The organism is Streptomyces sp. NPDC044061 (genome assembly GCF_056434305.1).
In genome coordinates, this window is record NZ_JBWKFL010000005.1 from 134,257 (window position 1) to 159,661 (window position 25,405).

Annotated in this window: 18 protein-coding genes; 15 read left to right on the plus strand and 3 right to left on the minus strand. The window is 69.8% G+C overall.

Translation table 11 applies throughout. The annotated features are described in order from the left end of the window. Positions 1–53: 53 nt before the first annotated feature. On the minus strand, positions 54–1,655 hold the full coding sequence (locus AC07CM_RS10045) for an extracellular solute-binding protein (protein ID WP_478875867.1): 1,602 nt from the start codon (positions 1,653–1,655) through the stop codon (positions 54–56). A gap of 18 nt (positions 1,656–1,673) precedes the next feature. Further along, positions 1,674–2,699, minus strand: coding sequence for an NAD(P)-dependent alcohol dehydrogenase (locus AC07CM_RS10050; RefSeq protein ID WP_478875868.1), 1,026 nt, complete (start codon positions 2,697–2,699; stop codon positions 1,674–1,676). A gap of 293 nt (positions 2,700–2,992) precedes the next feature. On the opposite strand from AC07CM_RS10050, the gene AC07CM_RS10055 reads away from it, so the two are divergent. The 14 genes from AC07CM_RS10055 to AC07CM_RS10120 all read left to right on the plus strand — a co-directional run bounded on the left by AC07CM_RS10055 (position 2,993) and on the right by AC07CM_RS10120 (position 22,304). Further along, entirely contained in the window at positions 2,993–4,666 is a 1,674-nt protein-coding gene (locus tag AC07CM_RS10055; RefSeq protein ID WP_478875869.1) for a sigma-54-dependent Fis family transcriptional regulator, read from the plus strand. 410 nt (positions 4,667–5,076) lie between these two features. Then, on the plus strand, positions 5,077–5,982 hold the full coding sequence (locus tag AC07CM_RS10060) for a LysR family transcriptional regulator (RefSeq protein WP_478876126.1): 906 nt from the start codon (positions 5,077–5,079) through the stop codon (positions 5,980–5,982). A 156-nt stretch (positions 5,983–6,138) separates the two neighbouring features. Further along, complete coding sequence (locus AC07CM_RS10065; protein ID WP_478875870.1) at positions 6,139–7,305, plus strand: CaiB/BaiF CoA transferase family protein; 1,167 nt, start codon at positions 6,139–6,141, stop codon at positions 7,303–7,305. Between the two features lie 53 nt (positions 7,306–7,358). Continuing rightward, positions 7,359–8,129: a crotonase/enoyl-CoA hydratase family protein gene (locus AC07CM_RS10070; RefSeq protein ID WP_478875871.1), complete on the plus strand. Its 771-nt coding sequence runs from the start codon at positions 7,359–7,361 to the stop codon at positions 8,127–8,129. Positions 8,130–8,155: 26 nt separating this feature from the next. Continuing rightward, a complete protein-coding gene (locus AC07CM_RS10075) occupies positions 8,156–8,911 on the plus strand; it encodes an acetoacetate decarboxylase (RefSeq protein ID WP_478875872.1) in 756 nt (251 codons plus the stop codon). Between the two features lie 49 nt (positions 8,912–8,960). Then, on the plus strand, positions 8,961–9,917 hold the full coding sequence (locus AC07CM_RS10080) for a 3-hydroxyacyl-CoA dehydrogenase NAD-binding domain-containing protein (RefSeq protein WP_478875873.1): 957 nt from the start codon (positions 8,961–8,963) through the stop codon (positions 9,915–9,917). Then, a complete protein-coding gene (locus AC07CM_RS10085) occupies positions 9,914–11,125 on the plus strand; it encodes an acyl-CoA dehydrogenase family protein (protein WP_478875874.1) in 1,212 nt (403 codons plus the stop codon). Before AC07CM_RS10080 ends, AC07CM_RS10085 begins: the two co-directional genes overlap by 4 nt. A 285-nt stretch (positions 11,126–11,410) precedes the next feature. Next, positions 11,411–12,868 carry a class I adenylate-forming enzyme family protein gene (locus tag AC07CM_RS10090; RefSeq protein WP_478875875.1) on the plus strand — a complete coding sequence of 486 codons (1,458 nt, stop codon included), beginning with the start codon at positions 11,411–11,413 and terminating at the stop codon, positions 12,866–12,868. 20 nt (positions 12,869–12,888) lie between these two features. After that, positions 12,889–14,631, plus strand: a complete 1,743-nt coding sequence (locus tag AC07CM_RS10095) for a DUF3556 domain-containing protein (RefSeq protein WP_478875876.1) — start codon at positions 12,889–12,891, stop codon at positions 14,629–14,631. Then, positions 14,624–16,039 carry a phytoene desaturase family protein gene (locus tag AC07CM_RS10100; RefSeq protein WP_478875877.1) on the plus strand — a complete coding sequence of 472 codons (1,416 nt, stop codon included), beginning with the start codon at positions 14,624–14,626 and terminating at the stop codon, positions 16,037–16,039. Before AC07CM_RS10095 ends, AC07CM_RS10100 begins: the two co-directional genes overlap by 8 nt. An 8-nt stretch (positions 16,040–16,047) precedes the next feature. Then, positions 16,048–17,307, plus strand: a complete 1,260-nt coding sequence (locus AC07CM_RS10105) for a PucR family transcriptional regulator (RefSeq protein ID WP_478875878.1) — start codon at positions 16,048–16,050, stop codon at positions 17,305–17,307. A gap of 474 nt (positions 17,308–17,781) precedes the next feature. Continuing rightward, positions 17,782–18,609: an FAD binding domain-containing protein gene (locus AC07CM_RS10110; protein WP_478875879.1), complete on the plus strand. Its 828-nt coding sequence runs from the start codon at positions 17,782–17,784 to the stop codon at positions 18,607–18,609. After that, positions 18,606–21,323 carry a molybdopterin-dependent oxidoreductase gene (locus AC07CM_RS10115; RefSeq protein ID WP_478875880.1) on the plus strand — a complete coding sequence of 906 codons (2,718 nt, stop codon included), beginning with the start codon at positions 18,606–18,608 and terminating at the stop codon, positions 21,321–21,323. Before AC07CM_RS10110 ends, AC07CM_RS10115 begins: the two co-directional genes overlap by 4 nt. 6 nt (positions 21,324–21,329) lie before the next feature. After that, positions 21,330–22,304, plus strand: coding sequence for an antibiotic biosynthesis monooxygenase (locus tag AC07CM_RS10120; RefSeq protein ID WP_478875881.1), 975 nt, complete (start codon positions 21,330–21,332; stop codon positions 22,302–22,304). 12 nt (positions 22,305–22,316) lie between these two features. Here the strand turns inward: AC07CM_RS10120 and AC07CM_RS10125 are convergent, their stop codons facing one another. Further along, positions 22,317–24,680, minus strand: coding sequence for a SpoIIE family protein phosphatase (locus AC07CM_RS10125; RefSeq protein WP_478875882.1), 2,364 nt, complete (start codon positions 24,678–24,680; stop codon positions 22,317–22,319). A gap of 150 nt (positions 24,681–24,830) precedes the next feature. Here AC07CM_RS10125 and AC07CM_RS10130 point away from each other — a divergent pair, with 150 nt between their 5' ends. Beyond that, on the plus strand, positions 24,831–25,403 hold the full coding sequence (locus tag AC07CM_RS10130) for a PadR family transcriptional regulator (protein ID WP_478875883.1): 573 nt from the start codon (positions 24,831–24,833) through the stop codon (positions 25,401–25,403). The last annotated feature ends 2 nt before the right edge of the window (positions 25,404–25,405 follow it).

A 25,405-nucleotide genomic window follows, 5' to 3' on the forward strand; every position in this document is an offset into this window, starting at 1 on the left:
GCGCCCCCGGGCGGCCGGTGCGGTCCGGCCACCCGGGGCGTTCTGCGGTCGGATCAGGAGTTGTCCTCGAGTGCGACCACGTTGCGATAGGCGCTCTGGACCTTGTCCTTGCCGATCTGGTCGGTGATCTTGGACCATTCCCTGGCCACGTCGTCCAGTGCCTGCTGCGGGGAGCTCTGTCCTGCCAGAGCCGCGGCGACACCGTTGGCCAGCGCGGACATGTACTGGTTGACACCGGGGACGCGCAGGTCGAAGACGCGATTGGTGCTCTTCTCCATGCCGGACAGCGTGCGCACGTACGACTCGGCGACGTCCTTGTCCCAGCCCTGCTTCTCCCAGAACGCCGGGTCGAAGTGGGCGTTGCGGTAGGGGTTGACGCCGAATCGGCCGATGGTCAGGTCGAGGGCGGTGTTGGCCTCGTTGCCGAAGAAGCACAGGTAGTCGAAGGCCATCTGCTGGTGGCGCGAGGCCTTGGCCACCGCTGAAGTCCATCCCCACGTGAAGTAGGGCGCCTGGTTCGCCTTTCTGTCCCACGACTTCGTCGTGCGGTTGTAGACCTCCGTGGAGCCCGGCAGCGGCGCCGCCTGGACCTTGTTGCGGATCCTGCTGTCCGGCTGTTGGGCCTGGATGAAGGCGTCGTCCCAGGAGTAGGACATCAGCGTCTGGCCGCCTCCGAAGGAGAAGATCTCGTCTCCCAGGCCGAAGTTGGCGCCGCCGGGTGCCCAGGTGGACTTGGCCTTCACCATGTCCTGCAGAGCGCGTACGAAGCCGGGCGTGTTGATCAGCGGCTTCATGGTCTTGACGTCGAAGAAGACACCGCCCTTGACGTCCGGGTTCTTCACGTACGGCGCCGCCCGGCTGATGAACGCGGAGAACGTCAGGTCGTCGCGCTTGGTCACCTCGGCACTGCCGTAGTTGGGCTTGCCGTCGCCGTCGAGGTCCTTGCCGCTGAAGAACTTGGCTATCTCCTGGTACTCGGCCCACGTCTTGGGGACTTCCAGGTTGTTGCCCGTGGCCTTCTTGTACTCCGCCTGCCGCTCGGGGTCCTTGAGCACATCGGTGCGGACCTTGAGGTAGTGCCGGTCACCGTCCACCGGGTACTGCAGGACCTTCCCGTTCCAGGTCGCCACATCCATGTAGGCCTTGGTGACGTCCTTCATGCCGGGGCTGTCCAGGTACGTCTTCGGCACCGGGGCCAGATACGGGGCCATGTCGCCGATCCACAGGGACGGGTAGAACATGACGTCGTACGCCGGCTGGCCCGCCTGCAGGGGCGTGAGAATCTTCTGGTGCAGCTCGCCGAAGGGGACGTTGACCACCTCGACCTTCCCGCCGGTGATCTCCTCGAACTGCTTGGCGTGCAGCTGGGTCGGCTCGCCGATGACGGGTACGGCGTGGCTGATGATCTTCAGCGTCTGCCCGGAGTAGTCCTTGCGGCTGATCGACTCGTAGCTGCAGGGTCCGGGGACGTCCTTGACCTTCGTCGCCGGGTAGTCCTTGCCGTACTTCTTGTAGCTGATCTCCGAGCCGGGCTTGAAGAGCGCGGCCTTGTCCTTGGGCTTCTGCTGTGCCTGGTTCTGGGCGGTGCACGCGGTGGCGGTCAGGGCCGCGACGGCGGCGACGGCGACCAGGGCCGGGTACGGTCTGCTGCGCATGGTGCTTCTCCTGCGGTGTCAGGGGATCAAGATCGCTCGGCCGCGTACGGCCCCGGTGTCCAGGTCGTCGAGGGCCTGCCGGAAGGAGGCGAGGGGGTATCGCTGGGTGTGCAGGGTGACCTTGTCCTGGGCCGCAAGGACCATCAGCTCGGAGAGGTCGTTGTAGGACCCCACGAGGTTGCCGATGAAGTTGATCTCGGTGGAGATGACGTCGATCGTCGGCACGTGGAGGTGGCCGCCGTAGCCGATGACGTAGTAGTTCCCGTTGCGGCGCAGGCAGGCCACGCCCGTCTCGACGGCGCCTCCCTCGCCGACGAAGTCCAGGACGGCCTCCGCCCCGTGACCGCCGGTGAGGTCCCGTACGCGGTCGGCCTCGCTTCCGTCCGCGAAGAGGGTGTGGCCGGCGCCCAGTTCCTTGGCCAGAGCCAGGGCCTCCGGGCTGCGGTCGATGACGATCATCTCCACCGGCGACAGGGCCCGCAGCACCTGGATGCCGATGTGCCCGAGTCCGCCCGCGCCGATGACCACGGCCTTGTCACCGGGCCGCAGCACCCGGGCCGCCTTGGCGACGGCGTGGTACGCCGTGAGCCCGGCGTCAGCCAGGGCCGCCACCGAGGCCGGCTCCAGGGACGGGGCGAGGGGCACGACAGAGCGGGCGTCGGTCTTCAGGTACTCGGCGTAGCCCCCGTCGGTGTCGATGCCGGGGAAGGCGGAGTTCATGCAGTGCACGTCGTCGCCGGCCCGGCAGGCGCGGCACAGACCGCAGGTCACGAGCGGGTGCAGGATGACCGCGTCACCGACCTTGACATGGGTCACGGCCTGCCCTACCTCCGCGACCCAGCCGGCGTTCTCGTGGCCGATCGTGTACGGAAGGGCGACCCCGCTCTTGTCCTTCCACTGTCCTTCGAGGATGTGCAGATCGGTCCGGCAGACTCCGGCGCCCCCGATCTTCACGATCACATCCAGCGGGCCGGTGATCTGCGGGTCCGGCACGTCCACGAGCACGGGCGGCTCGTCGTACTCGATGACCTGCACGGCTTTCATGGCGGCTCCCTGCGAGTCGGCGGGTGGGGTGGTGCGCCGATTACACAGGCCGCCGATGGCAGGTCGATGTCTCAGAATCCGTCCGCGAATGTCTCAATGTGATACACGCCGTATGCGCCGAGCTGTCGAGCTGGTCCAATCACTGCACCGAGGGATGTGACGCGCGCAGTACGGGAGTGTTAATGGCCCGCCAACAACCCGGAAGCTCACTGAGAGCAGCCAGAGAGCTCTACCTGGAAGTCACCAAGGATCCAAGCGCCCGGTCGCTCGTAGTGGCCTCATGGCATCGTTCGATGGAACACAAGGTGCAGTCGGGCAGCCTCGACGCTCCGTACCTGGACAACCCCGATCTGGACAGCCACCTCGCAAGGGCTGCGCTGCCGATCCTGGACCGGCTGCACGAGCAGCTCGCCGACGACCCGGTCTCCATGATGATCACAGACCGCAATGGTGTGGTCCTCTCCCGGAAGGTCTCCCACGAAGGGCTGACGACGAACCTCAACCGCGTGCACCTGGCCCCGGGCCATGTCTTCGCCGAGCGCTACGTGGGCACCAACGGCATCGGGACCGCGCTGGCGAGCGGCCGCCCGGTCATGATCGCCGGGATGGAGCACTACGTCGAGGCGCTGCGGGACTTCCACTGCGCGGCCGTACCGATCCTGCATCCCACCCGGCGCACCCTCCTGGGAGCCTTCAACCTCACCACCATCCGTCAGGGCTCCGACGGCATGCTGATGGCCTTCGCCCGCTCGGTCGCGGCCCAGATCGAGGCCGAGATCGCGGCGATCACCTCGCGGCGCGAGCGGGCTCTTTTCCAGGACTACATGGAGGCGTGCTCCTCGGCCCGCCCGGGACCCGTGCTGGCCCTCAACCGCGATGTCGTCATGATGAACGAGCAGCTCAGTGCCGCTGTGCCCGGGCCGGATCACTATGCGCTGCTCGACCACGCCCGTGAGATCGCCGACCAACCCCGGCTCGAGGGGACCCGCAGCATCGCCCTGCCCTCGGGACGGGTCGCCGAACTCAGGGTCAGTCGCTGCCGGCGCGAGGACAGCGACGCGGGCGCCGTCTTCCGAGTCCGGCTGATCGGACGGTCCCAGCCCACACGCGCGGTTTCCGCCGCGCCCGCCCGCTCCGGCCTGGGACTGGCGGGCTCGTCCCCGCACTGGCTGCGCGCGGTCGCCGACAGCGAAGCAGCGTTCGTCGCCGGGACATGGCTTCATCTTCTGGGCGAAGCCGGCGTCGGCAAGAGGACGCTGGTCGAGGCCCTGCACCGGGCTCACGGCGCCGGACGTCGGCTGGAGATGACGCAAGCGCCGCTGTCGGATTCACCGGCCGTCATGGAGCGCTGGCTGCACGACATCGGAGAACTGCTCGTCGTGCCGTCCAACGTGCTCGTCCTGAGCGAGGTCCACCTGTTGGGCGATCAGCTGCGGCAGCGGCTGAGCAACCTGCTGGTGCAGCTGCACGGCAGTGCGACCGGGCAACTGGTCATGATCTGTCAGCCGTCGATGGTCAGTGCCGACGACCAGCTCGACCAGCTCTGTGGCGCATCGGTGGAGGTGCCTCCTGTGTGTCATCGCTATGGGGACATCGAGCACCTGGCGCGGTTGTTCCTGCGCAAGTACCGGCCGAGTGGCGAGTGCACGTTCTCCCCGGACGCGCTGGCCCTGCTTCAGCGATGCCCGTGGCCGGAGAACGTCCGGCAGCTCGAGTCGGTGATCCGCGGCCTGGCGCGGAGGCCTTCCGGCCGGGTCATCCACGTGGAGGACCTGCCACCGGAATGCCGGGTGTCCTCGCACAAGGTTCTGACCACCATCGAGGCGCTGGAACGCGACGCCATTCTGCGTGGGCTGATGGACCGCAACTCCAACGTCCAGCGGACCGCGCAGGACCTCGGGATCTCCCGCGCCACGATGTACCGCAAGATGCGCCGCTACGGAATCGTCCCGTCGAGCCTGATGTGACGGGCCGTTACGGCACGCCCGCCCGTGGCGTGCCTGCTCGGCTCGTCGCTCGGGCGGCCGCACAGCATGGACGAGGTCGGTAGCTCCAGCCCCTGAGGCGTGGCGGGCAGGGCCGTCGTGGCATGCGCGGATGACGGCCACCACGCCGTGATACCGCGCCCGCTGGGCTGTCGGCCCCCTGACCGCGCGGCAGCGCAGCGGGCGGCTCGTGTGGACGGGTTTTCCAGGCGCGTGCGCTGTTGCGTACCGTGCCCGGTTCAAAGTACGGCGCGCCGGCCTGCAGTTGAGGCTGTCAGTGCACCCAGGTCCGGGTGCCGGCAAGTTCGGGAGCCCGGTGCCGTCGCAGCGACGGCCGCCGCCGTGCCCCGGCGGCCGGAGGCTCTGTCACAAGTAGGGTGACAGGCGTGGACATGCTGCACCTGCGTTACTTCGTCGCCGTGGCCGAGGAGCTCAACTTCTCGCAGGCGGCACGCAGACTGCACATGGCCGCCTCTCCGCTGAGCCAGCGGATCAAGGATCTGGAACGCGAGCTCGGGTACGCGCTCTTCGAGCGCACCACCCACCGGGTCGACCTGACCCCGGCGGGTGCCGCTCTGCTTCCCATGGCCCGCGACATCCTGGAGCGGGTCAACTCGATTCCGTGGCGGCTGAGTGAGGCGGTGCGCCCCCGGCTGGACAGGCTGTTCATCGGGATGCCCGCCGGGGTGCATCCGCTGTTGCGGGAGCGTGTCCGGCTGCTGGAGGACGCCTGCCGGGAGGTGTGCGAACTCAAGCGCTGGCCCGGCACGTCGGCGGGCCTCGCGGACGCGGTGCACGACGGAAGGCTGGCGATGGCGCTGGCCCGGTTACCGGTCTCCGGTCCGGCGCTGGAGATCATCGAGGTGATGCGCGAGCGGCTGGGCGCAGCGGTCCCGGCGGACCGGTTCACGGGGCGGGCGTCGGTCACCTTGGACGAGCTGGCGGAGCTGGCCTATGTGGCGACGCCGAACGACGCCACCCCGGCCTATTTCGAGGAAATCGATGCCCGCCTGAATTCGGCCGGCGTGAAGAAAAGGATCCGGATCAACATGCCGGACTACTCCGGAAGCTCGGAATTGATTTCCTCCGGCATTGCGTTCTCGATGACCATGCTCTCGCCTGACAGTCCCATGCATCTGTACAGGCTGGACAACGTGGCCGTGCTGCCCGTAGAGGACTTCCAACCTGCCTTGATCACAGGGCTGTTGTTCCGCAGGGACCGGGCGGGCGACGGCGGCGACCTGAATGACGTCGCCGCGCGGGCGCGGCAGATCTTCAACGAGGTCAGCTCCGTCTAGCCGTTTTTTGCGACCCTTTCCACGGATCTGTGCAATGGGTGTGACCGCTGTGGTCATGCCCGTGTTCGCCAGTTGATCATTCCCTCTGAACTCGTTCATGCATAACGTCGTCGGTGGAAATTCCGCCATGAAATTACTGCGTGAACAGGAGTGATCATGGACATCACGGCCGTCGGCACCACCGGTCCGCTGGACGGCGTACGGGTGATCGATCTGTCCACGGTGGTGATGGGGCCCTACGCGGCGCAGATCCTGGGCGACCTCGGCGCCGACGTCATCAAGATCGAGTCCCCGTCCGACACCGTACGGGTGGGCCCCTACCGCACCACACCCGGCATGACCCCGCTCAACCTCAACGTCAACCGCAACAAGCGCAGTGTGGCGTTGAACCTCAAGCACGACGCCGACCGCGCACGGGCCCTGGAACTCATCGACAGCGCCGACGTGTTCGTCACCAACATGCGCCCGGGCGCCCTCGCCCGCCTCGGCCTCGGCCACACCGCCCTCGCCCCCCGCAACCCCGGCCTGGTCTATGCCCACGCCCAGGGCTTTCGCAGCGACTCCGACCGGGCCGGCAACGCGGCCTACGACGAGACCGTGCAGGCCGCCTCCGGCCTGGTGGACGTGGCCAACCGGGCGCTGGGCACCCCGGCGTACCTGCCGACGATCATCGGCGACAAGGTCTGCGCGCTGACCATCGTCTACTCGGTGCTCGCCGCGCTGGTCCACCGGGCCGGCACCGGAACCGGCCAGTACATCGAGATCCCGATGACCGACGCGCTCCTCGCCTTCAACCTCGTGGAGCACCTGGCCGGCCACGTCTTCGAACCGCCCGAGGGCCCCACCGGGTTCCCGCTGTCGATGAAGAGGGGACACCGCGCGGTGCCCACCAAGGACGGCCTCGCCTGCGTCATCCCGTACAACCCGCAGAACTTCCGGGACTTCTTCCTGGCCGCCGACCGTGCCGACCTCGCCGGGGATCCCCGGGTGAACAGCGAGTCCATCGCCGACGACGACGTCGACGCGCTGATGGAGCTGGTGGGGGAGTGCTCGCCGAGCCTGACCACTGAGGAGTGGGCCGGGATCTGCGCCGAGCACAGCATCCCGATGGCTCCCGTGCTCGAACTCGACCGGGCCGCCGAGGACCCGTATGTGCGCGCCGGCGGACTGCTCGATGTGGTGGACCACCCCAGCGAGGGCGCGATCCGCTCGGTCGGCATCCCGGTGCGCTTCTCCGTCACCCCCGGATCGGTTCGCCGACTCGCCCCGCTGCCCGGCCAGCACACCGAAGAGGTCCTCCAGGAACTCGCCGCCGACCGCTGACCGCCCGTCGGCCCCCGCGTCCCACTGATTCACTGTCGATCAAGGACTCACACATGCACAGCACCACCGAGGTTCGGACCGAGACCATCGGTTCGGCCCTGCTCATCACCATCGACCGGCCGAAGGCGCGTAACGCGGTCAACGCGGCCGTCGCCACCGGGCTCTCCGCGGCTCTCGACCAGTTGGAGGCAGACCCCAACCTGCGGGTCGGCGTGCTCACCGGCGCCCGAGGGACGTTCAGCGCCGGAATGGACCTCAAGGCCGCGCTGGCCGGTGAATCGCCCGAGATCCCGGGGCGCGGCTTCGGCGGCCTGACCCAGGCCAGGACGACCAAGCCGCTGATCGCCGCCGTCGAGGGCTGGGCGATGGGAGGCGGATTCGAACTGGCCCTCGCCTGCGACCTGATAGTCGCCGCGGACGACGCACGGTTCGGTCTCCCGGAGATCGGCCGCGGCCTGATCGCGGCGGGCGGCGGGGTGATCCGGCTGCCCAAGCGCATCCCGTACCACTTCGCGATGGAACTGCTGCTGACCGGCGAGCCGGTCTCCGGCGAACGGGCCGGACAGCTCGGCATCGCCAACCGCGTGGTTCCGGCCGGCGAGACCCTCCCCACCGCCCTGCACCTCGCCGAGCGGATCGCCCAGAACGCCCCCCTGGCACTGGCAGCCGTCAAGGAACTCGTCCGGGTCTCCGACGGCCGGCCGGAGGAGGAGGCGTTCGCCGTGCAGGGGCAGCGGATGGCCCATCTCGTGGCCTCCGCCGACGTACGCGAGGGCATGACCGCCTTCACCGAGCGCCGCTCCCCGGTCTGGCAGGGCCGGTAGGACCACAGGATCCGAGGAAGAGAACGATGAATCTGCAGGACGTGCCCCGGCACATCGCGACGCCGCTGGTCAACCCGGCCTATCCGCCGGTCGTGCCGCGCTTCACCAACCGCGAGTACCTCAACATCGTCTACCGCACCGACTACGCGGCGCTGCGCGCGGTGGTGCCGGAACCGCTGGAGATCGACGAGCCGCTGGTGCGCTTCGAGGTCATGCGGATGGGCGACGTCAGCGGGTACGGGCCGTACACCGAGTCTGGTCAGGCGATCCCGGTCCGCTACGAGGCCGAGCAGGGCGAGTACCTGCACGCGATGTACCTGGACAACCTTCCGGCCATCACCTCAGGCCGGGAGGCCGGCGCGTACCCCAAGACCGCCGGGTCGCCCGCCCTCTACGCCGACCACGGCGCGCTGGTCGGAGTCCTCGACATCGGCACGCTTCGGGTGGCGACCGCCACGATGGGCTACAAGCACTGCGAGTTGCCGGTCGAGGAGGCCGTGGCCCAGGTCGGTGTGCCGACGTACATGCTGAAACTGGTCCCCGGTTTCGACGGAGTGCCGCAGGTCGCGCAGTTGGTGCGCACCGAGATCACCGACATCACGGTGAAGGGCGCCTGGACCGGCCCCGCCCGGCTGCAGCTTTTCGCCCACGCGCTGGCACCGCTGGCCGATCTGCCGGTGCGCGAGATCGTCTCCGCCAGCCACATCCTGACCGATCTGACCCTGGCACCGGTCAAGCCCGTCCACGACTACCTGGCTCACCCCGCCCAGCCCGCGCGATGAGCGCGGCCATGACCACGGACGCACAAGGAAGGCAGGGGGAAGACACCTGATGACCAAGCCATTCACCAGCGCCGCGGTGGTCGGCGCCGGGACGATCGGACTGTCCTGGGCAGCGCTCTTCGCCGGCCACGGCATGCGGGTACGGATCACCGACCCGCGGCCGGACCTGGCGGAGGCGGTTGCCGGGGCGGTCCGCCGAGCGGCAGGACAACTGGCTGCGCAGGGCCTGGACGTGGACGGCCTCGCCGAGCGGGTCGTCGTGGTCGACGATCTCGCCGATGCGGTGCGCGACGCCGATGTCGTACAGGAGAACGGCCCGGAGAACCTCACCTTCAAGCGGGAGCTGTTCACCGACCTGGTGAGTGCCGCCCCCGCGCACGCGCTGCTGCTCAGCTCCTCCTCGGCGATCCCCGCGTCGGCGTTCACCGACACCGTCGAGGACGCCGGCCGCATTCTGATCGGCCACCCCTTCAACCCGCCGCACCTGGTGCCGCTGGTGGAGGTCGTGCCCGGCGAGCGCACCTCGGAGGAGAGCGTGGCGCGCGCCGTGGAGTTCTACCGATTCGTCGGCCGCGTGCCGGTCGTGGAGCGCAAGGAGATCCCCGGTTTCGTCGGCAACCGCCTGCAGAACGCCCTCAGCCGGGAGGCGATCTACCTGGTCGAGCAGGGCGTCGTCAGCCCGGCCGAGCTTGACACCGTGATGGTGAACTCGCTCGGCCTGCGCTGGGCGACGGTGGGGCCGTTCCTCGGCGCGCACCTCGGCGGCGGCCCCGGCGGCTACCGGCACATGGCCGAGCACATCGGCGTGTCGATGCAGAAGATGTGGGACTCGCTCGGCCGCCCCGAGCAGAGCCCCGAACAGACCGAACGGCTCGTCGCGGCCGTCGAGGACGCCTACGGCACCCGCTCCTACGCCGACCTCGCTCAGGAGCGCGACGCCAAGCAGATCGCCGTGCTGTCCGCTCGGGACAGTGCCACCAGCGTGGAGAAGGAGACCCGTTCATGACCGCCCTGCTGCCCGAGAAGGCTTCCGCCGACGAGCGGTTGGCCGCCGACTTCTACGACGTCGAGTCGCTGCTGCCCCCGCAGGAGCGTGAACTGCTTCTGCGTGCCCGGGCGTTCATGCGCAGCGAGATCAAGCCGCTCGTCAACGCATATTGGGCCAAGGGTGAGTTCCCCCGCGAGTTGATCGGAAGGTTCCGCCGATTGGGACTCGCCGGCGTCCCCTACGAGGGATACGGCGACCCGCTGCCGGCCGGGAGCAATCTGCTCGTCGGCATGCTGTCGATGGAGTACACCCGCACCGATGCCTCCAGCGCCACCTTCTTCGGCGTACACAGCGGCCTTGCGATGTACAGCATCTACCGGGGCGGCGACCAGGAGCAGCGGGACCGTTGGCTGCCCTCGATGGCCGCGTTGGAGACCATCGGCGCCTTCGCGATGACCGAACCGCTCGGCGGCTCCGACGTGGCCGGAGGCATGCGCACCACCGCCCGCTGGGACGGGGAGAACTGGGTGCTCAACGGCGCCAAGCGGTGGATAGGCAATGCGACGTTCGCCGACCTGGTGGTGGTCTGGGCCCGCGACGAGGCGGACGACCGGGTCAAGGGCTTCGTGGTGGAAAAGGGCACCCCGGGCTTCTCCCCGGTGAAGATCGAGAACAAGATCGCGTTCAGGATCGTGGAGAACGCCGAGATCACTCTGACCGACGTCAAGGTGCCCGAGGCCAACCGGCTGCAGCGGATCGACTCCTTCCGTGATGTTGCGGAGATCCTCCGCGCCACCCGCAGCGGGGTCGCCTGGCAGGCCCTCGGCGTAATGATCGGCGCCTATGAGCTGGCGCTGAACTATGCGAAGGAACGTCGGCAGTTCGGCCGCCCGATCGCGCGGTTCCAGTTGGTGCAGGACCTGCTGGTCAGGAGCCTCGGCAACATCACCGCCTGTTGGGGCATGCTGGTCCAGCTCGCACGGTTGCAGGACGGCGGCGTCTTCCGTGACGAGCACTCCTCGCTGGCCAAAGCGTTTGTCACCTCGCGGATGCGCGAGGTGGTGGGATGGTGCCGGGAGATCTTCGGCGGCAACGGCATCGTGCTCGACTACGACATCGCACGGTTCTTCGCCGACGCCGAGGCGATCTACTCGTTCGAAGGCACCCGCGAGATGAACACGCTCATCGTCGGCAAGGCGGTCACCGGCGAGAGCGCCTTCGTCTGACCGCGGTTTCTCCACCGACAGGTTCCTGGTGACTCTGCGTCGGCCCCGAGGGCACCAGGCCTCGGCGCCGGCGCAGAGGCCTGGTGCGAGCGTGCCGTCGCCTACGGTTCGTGCGCCGCGCACAAGTCCCGCCCCGAGTGTCGTCGCCCGCGCCCATGGGCCTGCGGCCCCGCGGATTCGTACCGTCTCTCCTCACGTACCGGACATCCGCCCCGCGTCGCGACGCGGCTGGCCGCGGAGCATCGCGTCCGCCCGACGTCCATCGACGTACTTCGAGGAGCCGAAATGCATATCGCGGAACTGCCGGATCTGCGGGCCCGGGGGGACTCGGACGGTCCCTGCCTCGCTGATGATGTGTCAATTCTGGACAACGCGTCGTTCGCCCGCCGGGTGCGCCGGGCCGCGGCGGCCCTGCGGGCGCGGGGCGTCGGAACCGAGGACGTGGTGGCGCTGCTGATGCCCAACACGGCGGACTTCGTCGTCGCCCTCTTCGCCGCCTGGCGGCTCGGCGCGGCCGTGACTCCCGTCAACCCCGCCCTCACCGAAGGCGAGGCGCGATACCAACTCGGCGACGCGGGTGCCGCGGTGGTCGTCACCGCCGGGCCGTCACCGCTCGCCGGGGCACTGCCGGTCGCCGAGCTGTGCACCGGACCCGAGGACACGGCCCCACCGCAGACGGACCCCGGCTCGCTCGCCCTGCTGATCTACACCAGCGGCAGCACCGGGCGCCCCAAAGGCGTGATGCTCGACCACACCAACCTCGCCGCCATGGCGGGGATGATGATCGAGAACGTACGCCTGTCCGAGACCGACCACAGCCTGCTGATCCTGCCGCTCTTCCACGTCAACGGCATCGTGGTCGGCGTGCTGTCCCCGCTGCTGGCCGGCGGCCGGGTCACGGTGGCCGGACGGTTCCGGGCGGAAAACTTCGTCGGCTTGGTCACCGAGATCCGCCCGACCTGCTTCTCAGCCGTCCCGTCGATCTACTCGATGCTCGCCGAACTTCCGGACCGGGTAGTGCCGGACACCTCCTCGGTGCGGTTCGCCGCCTGCGGGGCGGCGCCGATGCCGCCAGCGCTCATCGAGCGGTTCGAGCGCCGCTACGGCATCCCGATCGTGGAGGGCTACGGCCTGTCCGAAGGCACCTGCGCCTCCACCGCCAACCCGCTGGACGGTCCGCGCAAGCCCGGCACGGTCGGACTGCCGCTGCCCGGCCAGCAGGTCGCCGTGATGGACCCGCGCGGCCGGATCCTGCCCGCGGGGACGACCGGAGAGGTGGTGGTCCGCGGGCCCAACGTCATGCGCGGTTATCTGGGCCGCCCTGAGGAGACCGCCCGCACCGTCGTGGACGGCTGGCTGCACACGGGCGATGCCGGCCGCTTCGACGAGGACGGCTATCTGGTCCTGGTCGACCGCATCAAGGACATGATCATCCGCGGCGGCGAGAACATCTACCCCAAGGAGATCGAGACGGTCCTCGGCGATCACCCCGAAGTGCTGGAAGCCGCCGTGGTGGGCGCCGCCGAAGCACGCCTCGGCGAGGTACCGGTGGCCTTCGTGGCGCTGCGCGCGGGCGCAACGGCCATCGCGACCGACCTTCTCGACCACTGCCGGGCCCGGCTGGCCAGGTACAAGGTGCCCGCCAAGATCGTCCTCGTCGACCGGCTGCCGAGGAATCCCGTCGGCAAGACGGACAAGCCCGCGCTTCGAGCCAGGACCACCGCCGTCACCACAGCCGGCTGAACGGAAAGAGGGAGGCGGTCATGGGATTCCTCGCACCGAACACGGCGGACGTCGACCCACAGGAGTGGCGTACCCGCCCCTACCGGCAACGCATCAGGCCGCTGGCCCAGCACTGGGCCCAGCACGGCTTCGGCACCCCCGGCATCGTGCACCTGCTGTACCTGGTGAAGATCACCGCGTACGCGCTCGGCGGCATCGCGGTCGTCTCCGCGACCCCCGGCATCGGCGGCATCACGGACTTCGGCTCATGGTGGGCCGAGCCGATCGCCTACCAGAAACTCGTGATCTGGACGCTCCTGTACGAGATCCTGGGTCTCGGCTGCGGCTCGGGCCCGCTCAGCTCACACTTCCTGCCGCCGGTCGGCGCCTTCCTGCACTGGCTGCGCCCCGGCACCGTACGGCTGCCTCCGTGGCCCGGCCGGCTCCCCTTCACCGCGGGGACCCGGCGCACCGTGGCCGACGTGGCACTGTACGCGGCGGTATTGGGGGCGGCGGTGTGGCTGCTGTGCTCACCGGGCGAGCCGGGCGCGTCCGGCGTGCTGGCTGCCTGGCGGGTCGCCTTGCTCGCGGCGCCGCTCGCGCTGCTCGGGCTGCGCGACAAGACCGTCTTCCTCGCCGCCCGCGCTGAGCACTACGGGCTGACACTGGTGGTCTTCCTCTTCCCGGTGACCGACATGCCCGCCGCGCTGAAACTGGTCATGCTCGCCCTCTGGTGGGGCGCCGCCTCCTCCAAGCTCAACCGCCACTTCCCCTTCGTGGTCGCGGTGATGATCAGCAACAGTCCGCTGCGCCCGGCCTGGCTCAAGCGCCGGCTGTACCGGCACTACCCCGACGATCTCAGGCCTTCCGGCCTCGCCGCCGCGGCAGCGCACGGCGGCACGGTCATCGAGTACGCGGTGCCGCTGGTCCTGGTGCTCTCGCACGGCTGGCCCCTCACCGCGATCGCCCTGGCCGTGATGGTCGTCTTCCATCTGCACATCATGTCGACCTTCCCGATGGGCGTGCCGCTGGAGTGGAACGTCTTCTTCATCTACTCCGCGCTGGTCCTCTTCGGCCACGAGGCCGCCGTCGACGCCTTCGCCCTGCACTCCCCGCTGCTGGCCGTGGTGCTGGTGCTGAGCCTGGTGGTGGTCCCGGTGGTGGGCCATGTCCGCCCCGATCTGGTGTCGTTCCTCCCCTCGATGCGCTACTACGCGGGCAACTGGGCCACCAGCCTGTGGTGTTTCCGCAAGGGCACCGAGCACCGGCTCAACGAGCACATCGTCAAGGCGTCCGGTCTGCCCGTCGACCAGCTCACCCGTCTGTACGGCGCCGAAGCCGCCGAGCTGCTGCTGCATCAGGGGCTTGCCTGGCGGGCGATGCACACCCACGGCCGCGCGCTGATCGGGCTGCTGCCCCGGGCCGTGGACGACGTGGAGTCCTACGATGTGCGGGAGGGCGAGATGGTGGCGGGGGCGGTCCTCGGCTGGAACTTCGGCGACGGCCATCTGCACAACGAGCAACTGGTGGCCGCCGTACAGCAGCGGTGCGGCTTCGCGCCGGGCGACCTGCGCGTCGTCCTGCTCGAATCACAGCCGGCGCACCGCTCGCGTCAGCACTACCGCATCGTGGACGCGGCGAGCGGCCTGGTCGAGGAGGGCTATGTGAAGGTGCGGGACATGGTGACCCGGCAGCCGTGGCTCGACGACGAGGCGCCCGCGATTCCCGTGGATCCCGATGGGGCACCGCGACCGGCGACCGAGGTGGCGGCAGCGCATGAGTGACGCGATCGTGGTGGGGGCCGGCCCGAACGGGCTGGCCGCCGCCGTCGCGCTGGCCCGGCAAGGGGTGAAGGTGACCGTCCTGGAGGCCGCCGACGAGATCGGTGGCGGCACCCGGAGCAGCGAACTGACCGTTCCCGGACTGCTGCACGACCACTGCTCCGCCGTGCACCCGCTCGGTGTCGGCTCGCCGTTCCTGCGGGCCCTCGGCCTGGAGCGGTACGGCGTCGACTGGGCGTGGCCCCAGGTGGACCTGGCCCACCCGCTGGACGGCGGGCGGGCCGGGGTGCTGGTCCGCTCCGTCGAGCGGACCGCGCGTGGGCTCGGTGCGGACGGCCCGGCCTGGGAGCGGTTGTTCGCGCCGCTGACCGCGGGATTCGACGCGCTCCTGGAGGACGTCCTGCGGCCGGTGGTGCACCTGCCGGCGCATCCTGTCCGCCTCGGCCGGTTCGGGGTGCGGGCGCTGCAGCCGGCCACAGTGGTGGCCCGGCGCTGGCGCGGCGAGGAGGCCCGGGCACTGTTCGCGGGAGCGGCGGCGCACGCCTTCCGTCCGCTGACGCGTCCCCTGACCGCGTCGCTCGGTCTGATGTTCATAGCTGCCGGGCACCGTTACGGCTGGCCCGTCGCCCGCGGTGGCTCCCGTGTGATCAGCGACGCGCTCGCCGCGCTGCTACGGGAGCTCGGCGGGACCATCGAGACCGGTGTGCCCGTGCGTTCGCTGACAGAACTCCCGCCCGCCCGGATCGTGATGCTCGACGTCGCCCCGCGCGCTGCTGTCGACATCTGTGGTCCGGCACTGCCGGCCCGCGTCCGGCGCGCCTATCTGCGCTGGCGCCACGGTCCAGCGGCGTTCAAGGTCGACCTGGCCGTGGCGGGCGGGGTGCCGTGGATCAACGAGTCCTGCCGCGAAGCCGGCACCGTGCACCTCGGCGGCACCCTGGCAGAGGTCGTCCGCACCGAGCGGGAGACCAGCCGGGGCCATATGCCCGAGCGACCGTTCGTGCTGCTCTCCCAGCAGTACCTCGTCGACCCGGGCCGCTCGGCCGGGGACCTCCACCCGGTCTACGCGTACGCGCACGTACCTCACGGCTACACCGGTGACGCCACCGAGGCCGTGCTCGGCCAGATCGAGCGGTTCGCCCCCGGCTTCCGAGAACGCGTCATGGGCATCGCCGTCCGCTCGGCCGCGGAGATGGCGCAGTACAACCCCAACTACGTGGGAGGCGACATCATCGGCGGGGCCAACACCGAGATGCAGCTTGCGCTGCGCCCTCGGGCGGCCCTCGACCCGTACAGCACCGGCATTCCAGGCGTCTACCTGTGCTCGGCGGCCACCCCACCCGGCGCCGGGGTGCACGGCATGTGCGGGGCGAACGCCGCCCGCTCCGCACTGCGGTACCTGGACCGGTGAACGGCGCGGTGGAACCTCCGACGGACGCGGCACCGGATCCGGTCGTCCTCGCGGCGCAGGTGATGCAGACGCACCGGGACGCGTTCATCGCCAAACTCGTCGCCACCACCGAGGCCGAGATCGCTCAACTGGAGCACGACGAATCGCTGCGCGGGCTCCTTGAGGCCAGCATCACCGAGAACATCGTCACTGCCGTCCACGTCATCATCAACCGGATCGATCCGCAGACCGTGGACGCCCCCGCCTCGGCCGTCTCCTACGCGCGCCGCCTCGCCCAGCGCGACGTCCCCCTCTCCGCCCTGCTGCGCGCCTACCGGCTCGGCCATGCGCAGAGCCTGGACCTGGTCCTCGGCGAGGCGGTCCGACTGGGGCTGCCGGACCCGACCGGCACCGTCATCGCCCTGGTCACTCTCACCTCGGCCTATCTGGACCGGGTCTGCGACCAGATCGGCCGTGTGTACGAGGAAGAGCGTGATCGCTGGGTGGGCAGCCGCGGCATACCGCGCCAGTACTGGGTCAACCAGCTCCTCGACAACCCGCGGGTCGATCTGCGGCAGGCCGAGGCCGCCCTCGACTACCGGTTGTCCGGCAGCCATGTTGCCGTCGAGGGCTGGCTCTACGGCAGCGCGGCGACTGGTGACCCCGCCGCCGTGTTCGACCGGCTGACCTCACTGCTGTGCACCGTCCTGCACGCCCAGGGCCGCCCCCTTCTGGTCCACACCGATGAGGCCGAGGCCCGTATCTGGCTTGCCGTCAGGCCCGACCTCCTCGTGGATCCCGACACCGTCGCCACCGAACTGGCCGACGTCGCGCTACCGGTGCGGGTTGCCCTGGGCATCGTCCGCCCGGGGCTCGACGGCTTCCGACGCAGCACCCGTGCTGCCGCCCGCGCCAAGGCCCTCGCCCTCTCAGGGGGGCCCAGCAGCCCGAGGGTGGTCGCCTTCGCCCGCGTCGCCCCCGTCGCCCTCTTGGTCGACGAGCCCCGCGAACTGGCAGACTTCGTCTCCGACACCCTCGGCGACCTGGCCGTCGACGACCCCCGCCGCGAAGTCCTCCGCGAGACCCTCCGCCTCTTCCTCGCCACCAACCGCAGCTACGCCGCCACCGCGGATCAGCTCATGGTCCACCGCAACACCGTCCACTACCGCATCCAGCGGGCCGTCGACCACTACGACCTCGACCTCGACGCGAACGCCTTCGACCTCCACTTCGCCCTCAACGTCTGCCGCTGGCACGGGGCAAAGGTCCTGCGCCGTAAGCGCAGATGATGGAGTCACGGAGGCCCGTTCGGCACCGCATCAGTTCCCCGAAGTGGGCACTCGTCCGCTGGGATGCCTTCCCCCAGTGGGACTGGCGCCGCCGTTGGTTCCGGGACCCCGGCCTTCCGTCGCCGGCTGGTCGGCAGGCCGGTCGCGGTAGCGCTCGGGGCAGGCAGACGGACTGGCGCGGATGGGTCGGGGCCGCCGCGCAGATCCGGGAGAGCAGCGACTGGGAGTGCCGCCGTCGCGGACAGCTGCTACCGGTGAAGACGCATGCGTGCTACCACCATGCCGACTCGCGGATCGACGTCCCGGGCGACCACGTGTGACTGTCCGGGTCGGATCGGCTACTTTCGGCTGCCCTCGCCCCACGGGCCTCATCCGCATGCCGGCGATACGCTGAGAAAAAGGTGCCCGCGTCAACACAGACCGTGCCAAGGGACAGTTGTCTTCGTAGGTCCGTTCTCCCGTAGGTCGTTTCTCATGGACCTCAACACCATCACCGAAGTAGTCCGGCGACCGTCCGAGCGGCCGGGCACGGACTGGCACGAGGGCGACGCCTGGCTCGCAGGCGGAACGTGGCTGTATTCCACGGAGCAGCCGGACCTGCGAAGGCTGATCGATCTGACGGCGTTGCGCTGGGAGCCGCTGGTCCCGACGGACGAGGGCCTGGAGATCAGCGCCACCTGCACCATTCGCGACCTGTACGCCTACTCCTGGCCGGAGCGCTGGACCGCCGGAATCCTCTTCCCGAAGAGCTGCGAGGCGTTCCTTTCCTCGTTCAAGGTCTGGAACGCGGCGACCGTCGGCGGAAACATCTGCATGTCCCTGCCCGCCGGCCCGATGATCACGCTGACGGTCGCGCTGGAGGCGCGGTACGAACTGTGGGCGCCCGACGGCTCCGTACGCTTCGTCGACGCCCTCGACTTCGTCACGGGCGACCACCGCAACGTTCTCGCCCCCGGGGAGGTCCTCCGGCGCGTCACCATTCCGGAGCACGCGCTGCGCAAGCGCACCGCGCACCGCCGCTTCACGCTGACCCGGCTCGGCCGTTCGACGGTGTTCCTCGTCGGCACGCAACGGCTGGGAGCGAGTGACCTGCTGCTCACCGTCACCGCCGGCACCACACGGCCGGTCCGTATGGCCTTCGACTCCCTGCCCGATGCCCGAACGCTGCGGCAGAGCATCGACGCCGTGCCCGCCGACGTCTGGTTCGCCGATCCCAACGGGACCCCGGACCACCGCCGGCATCTGACACGGCACTTCGCCGAAGAGATCCGCCGCGAACTCACGGCTGGGGACCTGGGATGAACTACATCGTGAACGGAAGGGAATTCCACCGTGAGCCGGCCCCCGGTCAGTGCCTGCGCACCTTCCTGCGCGAACTCGGCCACTTCGGCGTCAAGAAGGGGTGCGACGCGGGCGACTGCGGCGCCTGCACGGTGTGGCTGGACGGCGCACCGGTACACAGCTGCATCACCCCCGCCTTCCGCGCGGACGGCCGTGAGGTGACCACGATCGAGGGCCTCGGGCGGCCCGGCGCCCCGCATCCCATGCAGCGGCAGTTCGAGGACGCCCCGGGGTTCCAGTGCGGTTTCTGCACCGCAGGGATGATCATGACGTCGGCGACCTTCACCGAGGCCCAGAAGGCGGATCTGCCGAGGGCGTTGAAGGGCAACCTCTGCCGCTGCACCGGCTACCGGGCGATCGAGGACGCCGTGCGGGGCGTGGGCGCGGTGGAGACGGCGGCACCGGGCAAGGCCGTCGGGACGAGTGTCGGCGCGCCCGCGGGCCACGACGTGGTGACGGGCCGCGCCGAGTTCACCATGGACACGCATATCGACGGCATGCTGCACCTCAAGGTGCTGCGCTCACCCCACGCGCACGCCCGGATCCGCTCGATCGACAGGACGGCCGCACTCGCGGTGCCCGGCGTGCGACGGGTCTACACCTGGGAAGACGTCCCCCGCAGACGCTTCACCACGGCCATCCACACCGACCACCTGGTCGACCCGGACGACACCTACATCCTCGACGAAACGGTCCGCTTCGCCGGCCAGCGCGTCGCCGCGGTCCTGGCCGACACGGTCGGCGCCGCGGAGGAGGGCTGCCGGCGGCTCGTCGTCGAGTACGACGTGCTGCCGGCGGTGTTCGACCCCGAGGAGGCGATGGCCGAGGGCGCACCCCAACTGCACGGTTCTGACGATCCGTTCGTCCGCGATCCCGTCCACAACATCCTGATCGAACTCCACGCGCACATCGGTGACGTCGACGCGGGATTCGCCGCGGCCGACGTGATCCACGAAGGTACGTACTTCTCACCGCGGGTGCAGCACGCCCATCTGGAGACCCATGGCTCGATCGCCTGGCTGGAGGACGGCCGGCTGAACGTTCGCACGAGTTCGCAGTCACCGTCGATCGCGAAGGTCAAGCTGGAGTACCTGTTCGCGCTGCGCCCGGACCAGCTGAGGGTGTTCTGCAAGCGCGTGGGCGGCGGATTCGGCGGCAAGCAGGAGGTGATCGCGGAGGACCTGGTCGCGCTCGCCACCCTGGACACCGGGCGGCCCACCTGTCTCGAGTACACCCGTGAGGAGGAGTTCACCACGGCTTCGCCGCGGCATCCGATGACCCTGACGGTCAAGCTCGGCGCGAGGGCCGACGGAACGCTCACCGCCTTCCAGGTACGCAACGTGTCCGACACGGGCGCCTACGGCAACCACGGCGGCGAGACGGCGTACGCGGGCGGAGCCGCCGTCATGGTCTACCGCTGCCCCAACAAGAAGTACGACGCGTACTCCGTCTACACGAACACGGTGCCGAGCGGGGCGCTGCGCGGTTACGGGATGACGCAGCCGGCGTTCGCCGTGGAGTCGGCGATGGACGAGCTGGCCCGCGCCCTGCACATCGACCCGCTCGAACTGCGCCGCCGCAACATCGTGCGGCCGGGTGAGCCCCTGGTCGCCCTGCACGTCGGCCCAGACGACGTGATCTTCACCGAGGACGGTCTCGCCAGGTGCATCGACCTGGTCGGCGACGCCCTGGCCTGTACGGCCGGCCGGCCGCCCCCCGGTCCCGAGTGGCTCGTCGGAGCCGGCGTGGCGAGTTCCCTGCACGAGACCGCGCCCCCGACGGAGCACCTCTCCGAGGCCTGGGTCACGCTGGGTGACGACCTCATCTACGAACTGGCCGTCGGGACGGTCGAGTTCGGGGAGGGAACCTCCACGGCCCATGTCCAGATCGCGGCCAACCAGCTGGGCACGACGCCGGCGCGGATCCGTCTGGTGCAGTCCGACACCGACCGCACGGGATTCGACACCGGTGCCTTCGCGAGCGCGGGCCTCTTCGTGGCGGGCAACGCGGTCCTGCGGGCGGCCAATGCCGTGCGCGACCGCATCCTGGAATTCGCCGCGGCGCACACGGGCGTCCACGTCGTGCTGTGCACGATGGACGACGACGGCGTCGTCTGCGGGGACCGGCGGGTGTCGCTGGCCGAACTCGTCACGTTGGCGCGGGCGCGCGGAATCCGGTTCACCGCCGCACGCAAGGCATACGGCTCGCCCCGGAGCGTCACCTCCAACACGCAGGGGTTCCGGGTCGCCGTGCACCGCCTGACCGGTGAGATACGGATCCTGTACAGCGTGCAGGCGGCGGACGCCGGGGTGATCATCAACCCGGCGCAGGTCCGGGGACAGATCGAGGGCGGTGTCGCCCAGGGAATCGGCTTCGCGCTGACCGAGAACCACCAGGTCGACGACAGCGGCGTCATGGTCAACCCGAACCTCCGGAACTACCGCATCCCCACCTACGCCGACATCCCCCGTACCGAGGTCCTCCTGGTGGGCTCGGCGGATTCGGTCGGGCCCATGCGGGCGAAGGGGATGGCGGAGTGCTGTATCAACCCGGTGGCCCCGGCGCTCGCGAACGCGGTCCATGACGCCACCGGCGTCCGCTACCGTGCGCTGCCGCTGACTCCGGAACGCATTTACGGCCGACTCCCCGCGCAGCAGTCGGTGTCGACAGGGTGAGCCACCATGAACACCCAGAAGAACGTAGCCGCCGCGGCGACGGCGATCATCGGCCAGAAGGTCCTGCCCGGCAGGGCGCAGGAGTTCGAGAAGTGGCAGGAGGACCTCAACGTCGCGGCCGCCTACTACCCCGGTTTCCTCGGCGCCGAGGTCTCCCCGCCCACGCCGCTGCAACCCGACTGGGTCGTCGTGTACCGGTTCGACTCGGTGGCGCATCTGCAGACGTGGATCAACAGCGCGACCAGGCAGACGTATCTCGATGTCGGCGCCAAGTACTTCGACGGTCCGGCGACCCAGCAGGTGGTCAGCAGCGGCACCCAGTCACTGGATCCGCTCGTCACCGTGGTGGTCACCCACCGCGTCCACCCCAACCACGTCGAGGACTTCCTCGACTGGCAGCACCACATGGTCGAGGAGGAGCGCAAGTTCGAGGGGTTCCGCGGGACCGAGCTGTTCCGCCCCATCGAGGGCCTGCAGGAGGAATGGACCACCCTGTACCGCTACGACAGCGCCGAGCACCTCGACGCCTGGCTGACGTCGCCGCAACGGCAGCGGATCCTGGCCGAGGGCGAGAAGTTCAACGACTTCAGGCTGCGCACGATAGACAACTCGTTCGGCAGTTGGTTCGCCTTCGAGGGCAACGGCAAGGAGGCACCGCCGCCGCCCTCCGGGACCAGGACCTCCCTCGCCGTCTGGGTCGGCCTGTACCCGACCGTCGTGCTGCTGACGCTCGCTCTGCTCCCGCTGCACATGCCGCTCTGGATCGGCCTGCTCGTGGGCAATCTGCTGTCGAGTTTCCTCATGAGCTTCCTGACCATGCCCTACTACGTGAACCCGCTGCTCGGGCGGTGGCTGCGGCCACCACCGGACGAACCGGCGGCAAAGGCCAACGTCCGTGGCCTCGGCATCGTGGCGGTGGCGATGGCGTTCTGGGCCGCCCTCTTCTATCTCGTCACAGTCCGGTTCTGGACGCTGCCCTGAGGAGCGGGGTTGCTAGGGGATGGCCAGCTCGGCCCAGATCGTCTTCCCGGACGCGGTGTACCGCGTGCCCCAGCGCTGGGACACCTGGGCGACGAGGAACACGCCTCGGCCCCCCTCGTCGTCACGGCGCGCTCGCCGCACGTGTGGTGCGGTGTGCGCGCTGTCGGAGACCTCGCACAGCAGGCTGCGATCCTTGATCAGCCGGAGCAGGACGGGCCCGGTGGCGTACCGCATCCCGTTGGTGACCAGTTCGCTCACCACGAGCGCGGCGGTGAACGACAGTTCGGACAGACCCCAGGTCGCCAACTGGCGTTCGGTGAGCGTGCGGGCGTGAGCCACCATGGCCGGGTCGGGTGGCAGCTCCAGGTCCGCCACGAGATCGGCGTCGAGACGGCGGGTGCGGACGAGCAGCAGCGTGGCGTCGTCCGCCTGTGGTCCGGGCGGCAGGGCCGACAGGGCCCGCTCGCAGAGCTCCTCCACCGGGCATCGTTGCCAGCTGAGGATCTGGGCGAGGCGGTCGATCCCGCTGTCGATGTCGGTGCGCCGGTCCTCCACGACGCCATCGGTGAAGAAGGCCACCAGGCTGCCGCTGGACAGGTCCAGCTCGACGTTCTCGTAGGGCAGGGCACCCAGCCCCAGCGGCGGCCCCGGCGCCAGCGCGGACAGGGCCACCGAGCCGTTCGCATCGGCCACGATCGGCGGGGGATGGCCCGCGCTCGCCCAGACACACCGGCCGCTCACAGGGTCGTAGATCGCGTACAGGCAGGTCACCCCGAGCGCCTCTTCGCTCAGCCCCTCGTCCGCGGGGGATTGCGCGACCAGGTCGTCCAGCCGGGTGAGCAGCTCGGCCGGATCCAGGTCCAGCAGGGCCAGAGTCCTTACGGTGGCGCGCAACCGGCCCATGGTCGCGGCCGCGTGCACGCCGTGACCCACCACGTCGCCGACGGTCAGGCCCACTCTGGCACCGGACAGCGGGATCACGTCGAACCAGTCGCCGCCCACGCCCACCCGGCTGTCGGCGGGCAGGTAGCGGTATGCCACGTCGACCGCGCTCTGCTCAGGCAGGTGCTGTGGCAGCAGACTTCGCTGCAGCACCAGAGCGGCCGCGTGCTGGCTCGTGTAACGGCGGGCGTTGTCGATGCCGACGGCGGCTCGCTCGGCCAGTTCCACGGCGAGCGTCTGCTCCTCGGGGCCGAAGGGGTCGGGGTTGCTGCTGCGCCGGAAGGTGGCGAGACCGAGCACCGCGTCGCGGGTGAGCAGCGGGACGAAGAGGCAGGAGTGCGGGGCGGCCGCTCCCGTCCCGCCCGGTGCGCCGGGCGGGGAGGCGTCGGTGACGGGGCGGCCGGTGGCCAGGCTCAGAGCCTGGGGGGACGACGGGGGGTAGGAGACCGGACTGGTCCGGAACTCTTCCGGTGTCCGGCCGTGCAGCCGGAGCAGACTGTGGCCCGGCGCCGAGCCCGTGGGCGGCTGCCGTCCCTCGATGACCGCCGGCGGCAGGTCCACCAGGACCTCGTCGGCCAGCTGCGGCACCGCCACATCGGCGAGCTCCGCGGCTGTGCGGCGTACGTCCAGCGAGGCACCGATGCGCTTTCCCGCCCGCACGAGCAGCGACAGGCGCTCCTGGGCGCGGTAGCGCTCGGTGATGTCCAGGGACTCCTCGAACAGGCCCAGCGGTTCCCCCCTGGCGTCCGTCAACCGGTGGTAGGAGCAGGACCAGACGTGCTCGCGCACCGGGTCGGCGGGGGCACGCCCGCGATAGTGCATGCCCGTGATCGGTTCCCCGGTCGTCAGGACGTGCTCCATGATCTGCTCTTCGTCCGGGGGATGGTGGCGGGAGATGAACTCGCCTTCCGGAAAGAGAGCCGCGGCGGGTCGGCCGACGTACTGGGCGATTCCCGCGAGCTCCAGATCGGTGGAGACGTTTCCCCAGACGACGCGCCCGTCGGTGTCGAAGATCGTCAGGCCCACGGAGGACTCGGTCGCCAGTCCCTGCAGCATCGCCAGCTGCGCCTCCCAGCCGCGCAGCGCCTCCAGCTCGGCCGCGACGACGACGGTCGCGGCGCCGCCCCGGTGCTCGAGCGGGCTGAACGTCACGGCCGCGCGCAGGGTGCGTCCGTCCCGGCAGCAGAGCTCCAGGACCGTGCTGCGGGGCTTGTGCGCCTTGCAGAGGGTGGACAGCCGCTGCCCGGGGGCCGCTGCCAGCAGCCGGGCGGCCGGCCGGCCGAGCACGTCCTCGGGTGAATGGCCGAGGAGGCGCTGGGCCGAAGATCCCCACCCGGAGATGCGGCCCTCGGCGTCCAGTACCGCGGCGGCGGCCTTGGAGAGGTCCAGGGGGCTGTGGAAGTCGACGTCGGCCGCATTCGGAAAACGATCCATGGCACCGCTTCCCTCCGTGCTCCCTCAGCATCCCGTGCCGCACGACGGACGACAACCGCAGGCGTGACGGGCGCCGTCCGTGTGGTGAGCCGCGTCGCATCCCGGCGGTCACCCTTGCTATGCAACGAGTTGCATAGCAGGATCGGGGCCATGGCGCTCGAACACGCGATTCTGGTGTCGCTTCTGGAGAAGCCGGGGTCCGGCTATGAGCTCGCCCGGCGTTTCGAGCGGTCCATCGGCTACTTCTGGACCGCGACCCATCAGCAGATCTATCGCGTGCTCAAGCGCATGGAGAACGACGGCTGGGTCGACGTCCGGGACGTCCCGCAGCAGGGGCGGCCGGACAAGAAGGAGTACTCCGTCGCCGACCTCGGCCGGGCCGCGCTGTCCTCGTGGCTGCACGATCCGATCGAACCGGAGAGCGTCCGCCACGACCTGGCCGTGAAGATCCGGGGCGCCGCCTTCGACGACCCGGCCGCCCTGATCCGCGAGGTGGAGCGGCACCGGCAGACGCACCGGGACCGACTGGCGCACTATCTCGCGGGCGAGACACGGGACTTCACCCGGCCCGGGGCGAGCACGACCGGTCCGGAAGCGTCGCTCGACGCGGAACGAGAGCTCCAGCACGTCGTACTGCGCGGCGGCATCGCCTACGAGCGCATGATGATCGACTGGCTGGACGACGTGCTCGCCACGCTGGCCCGGTTCGGTCCCGGCCGCTGATC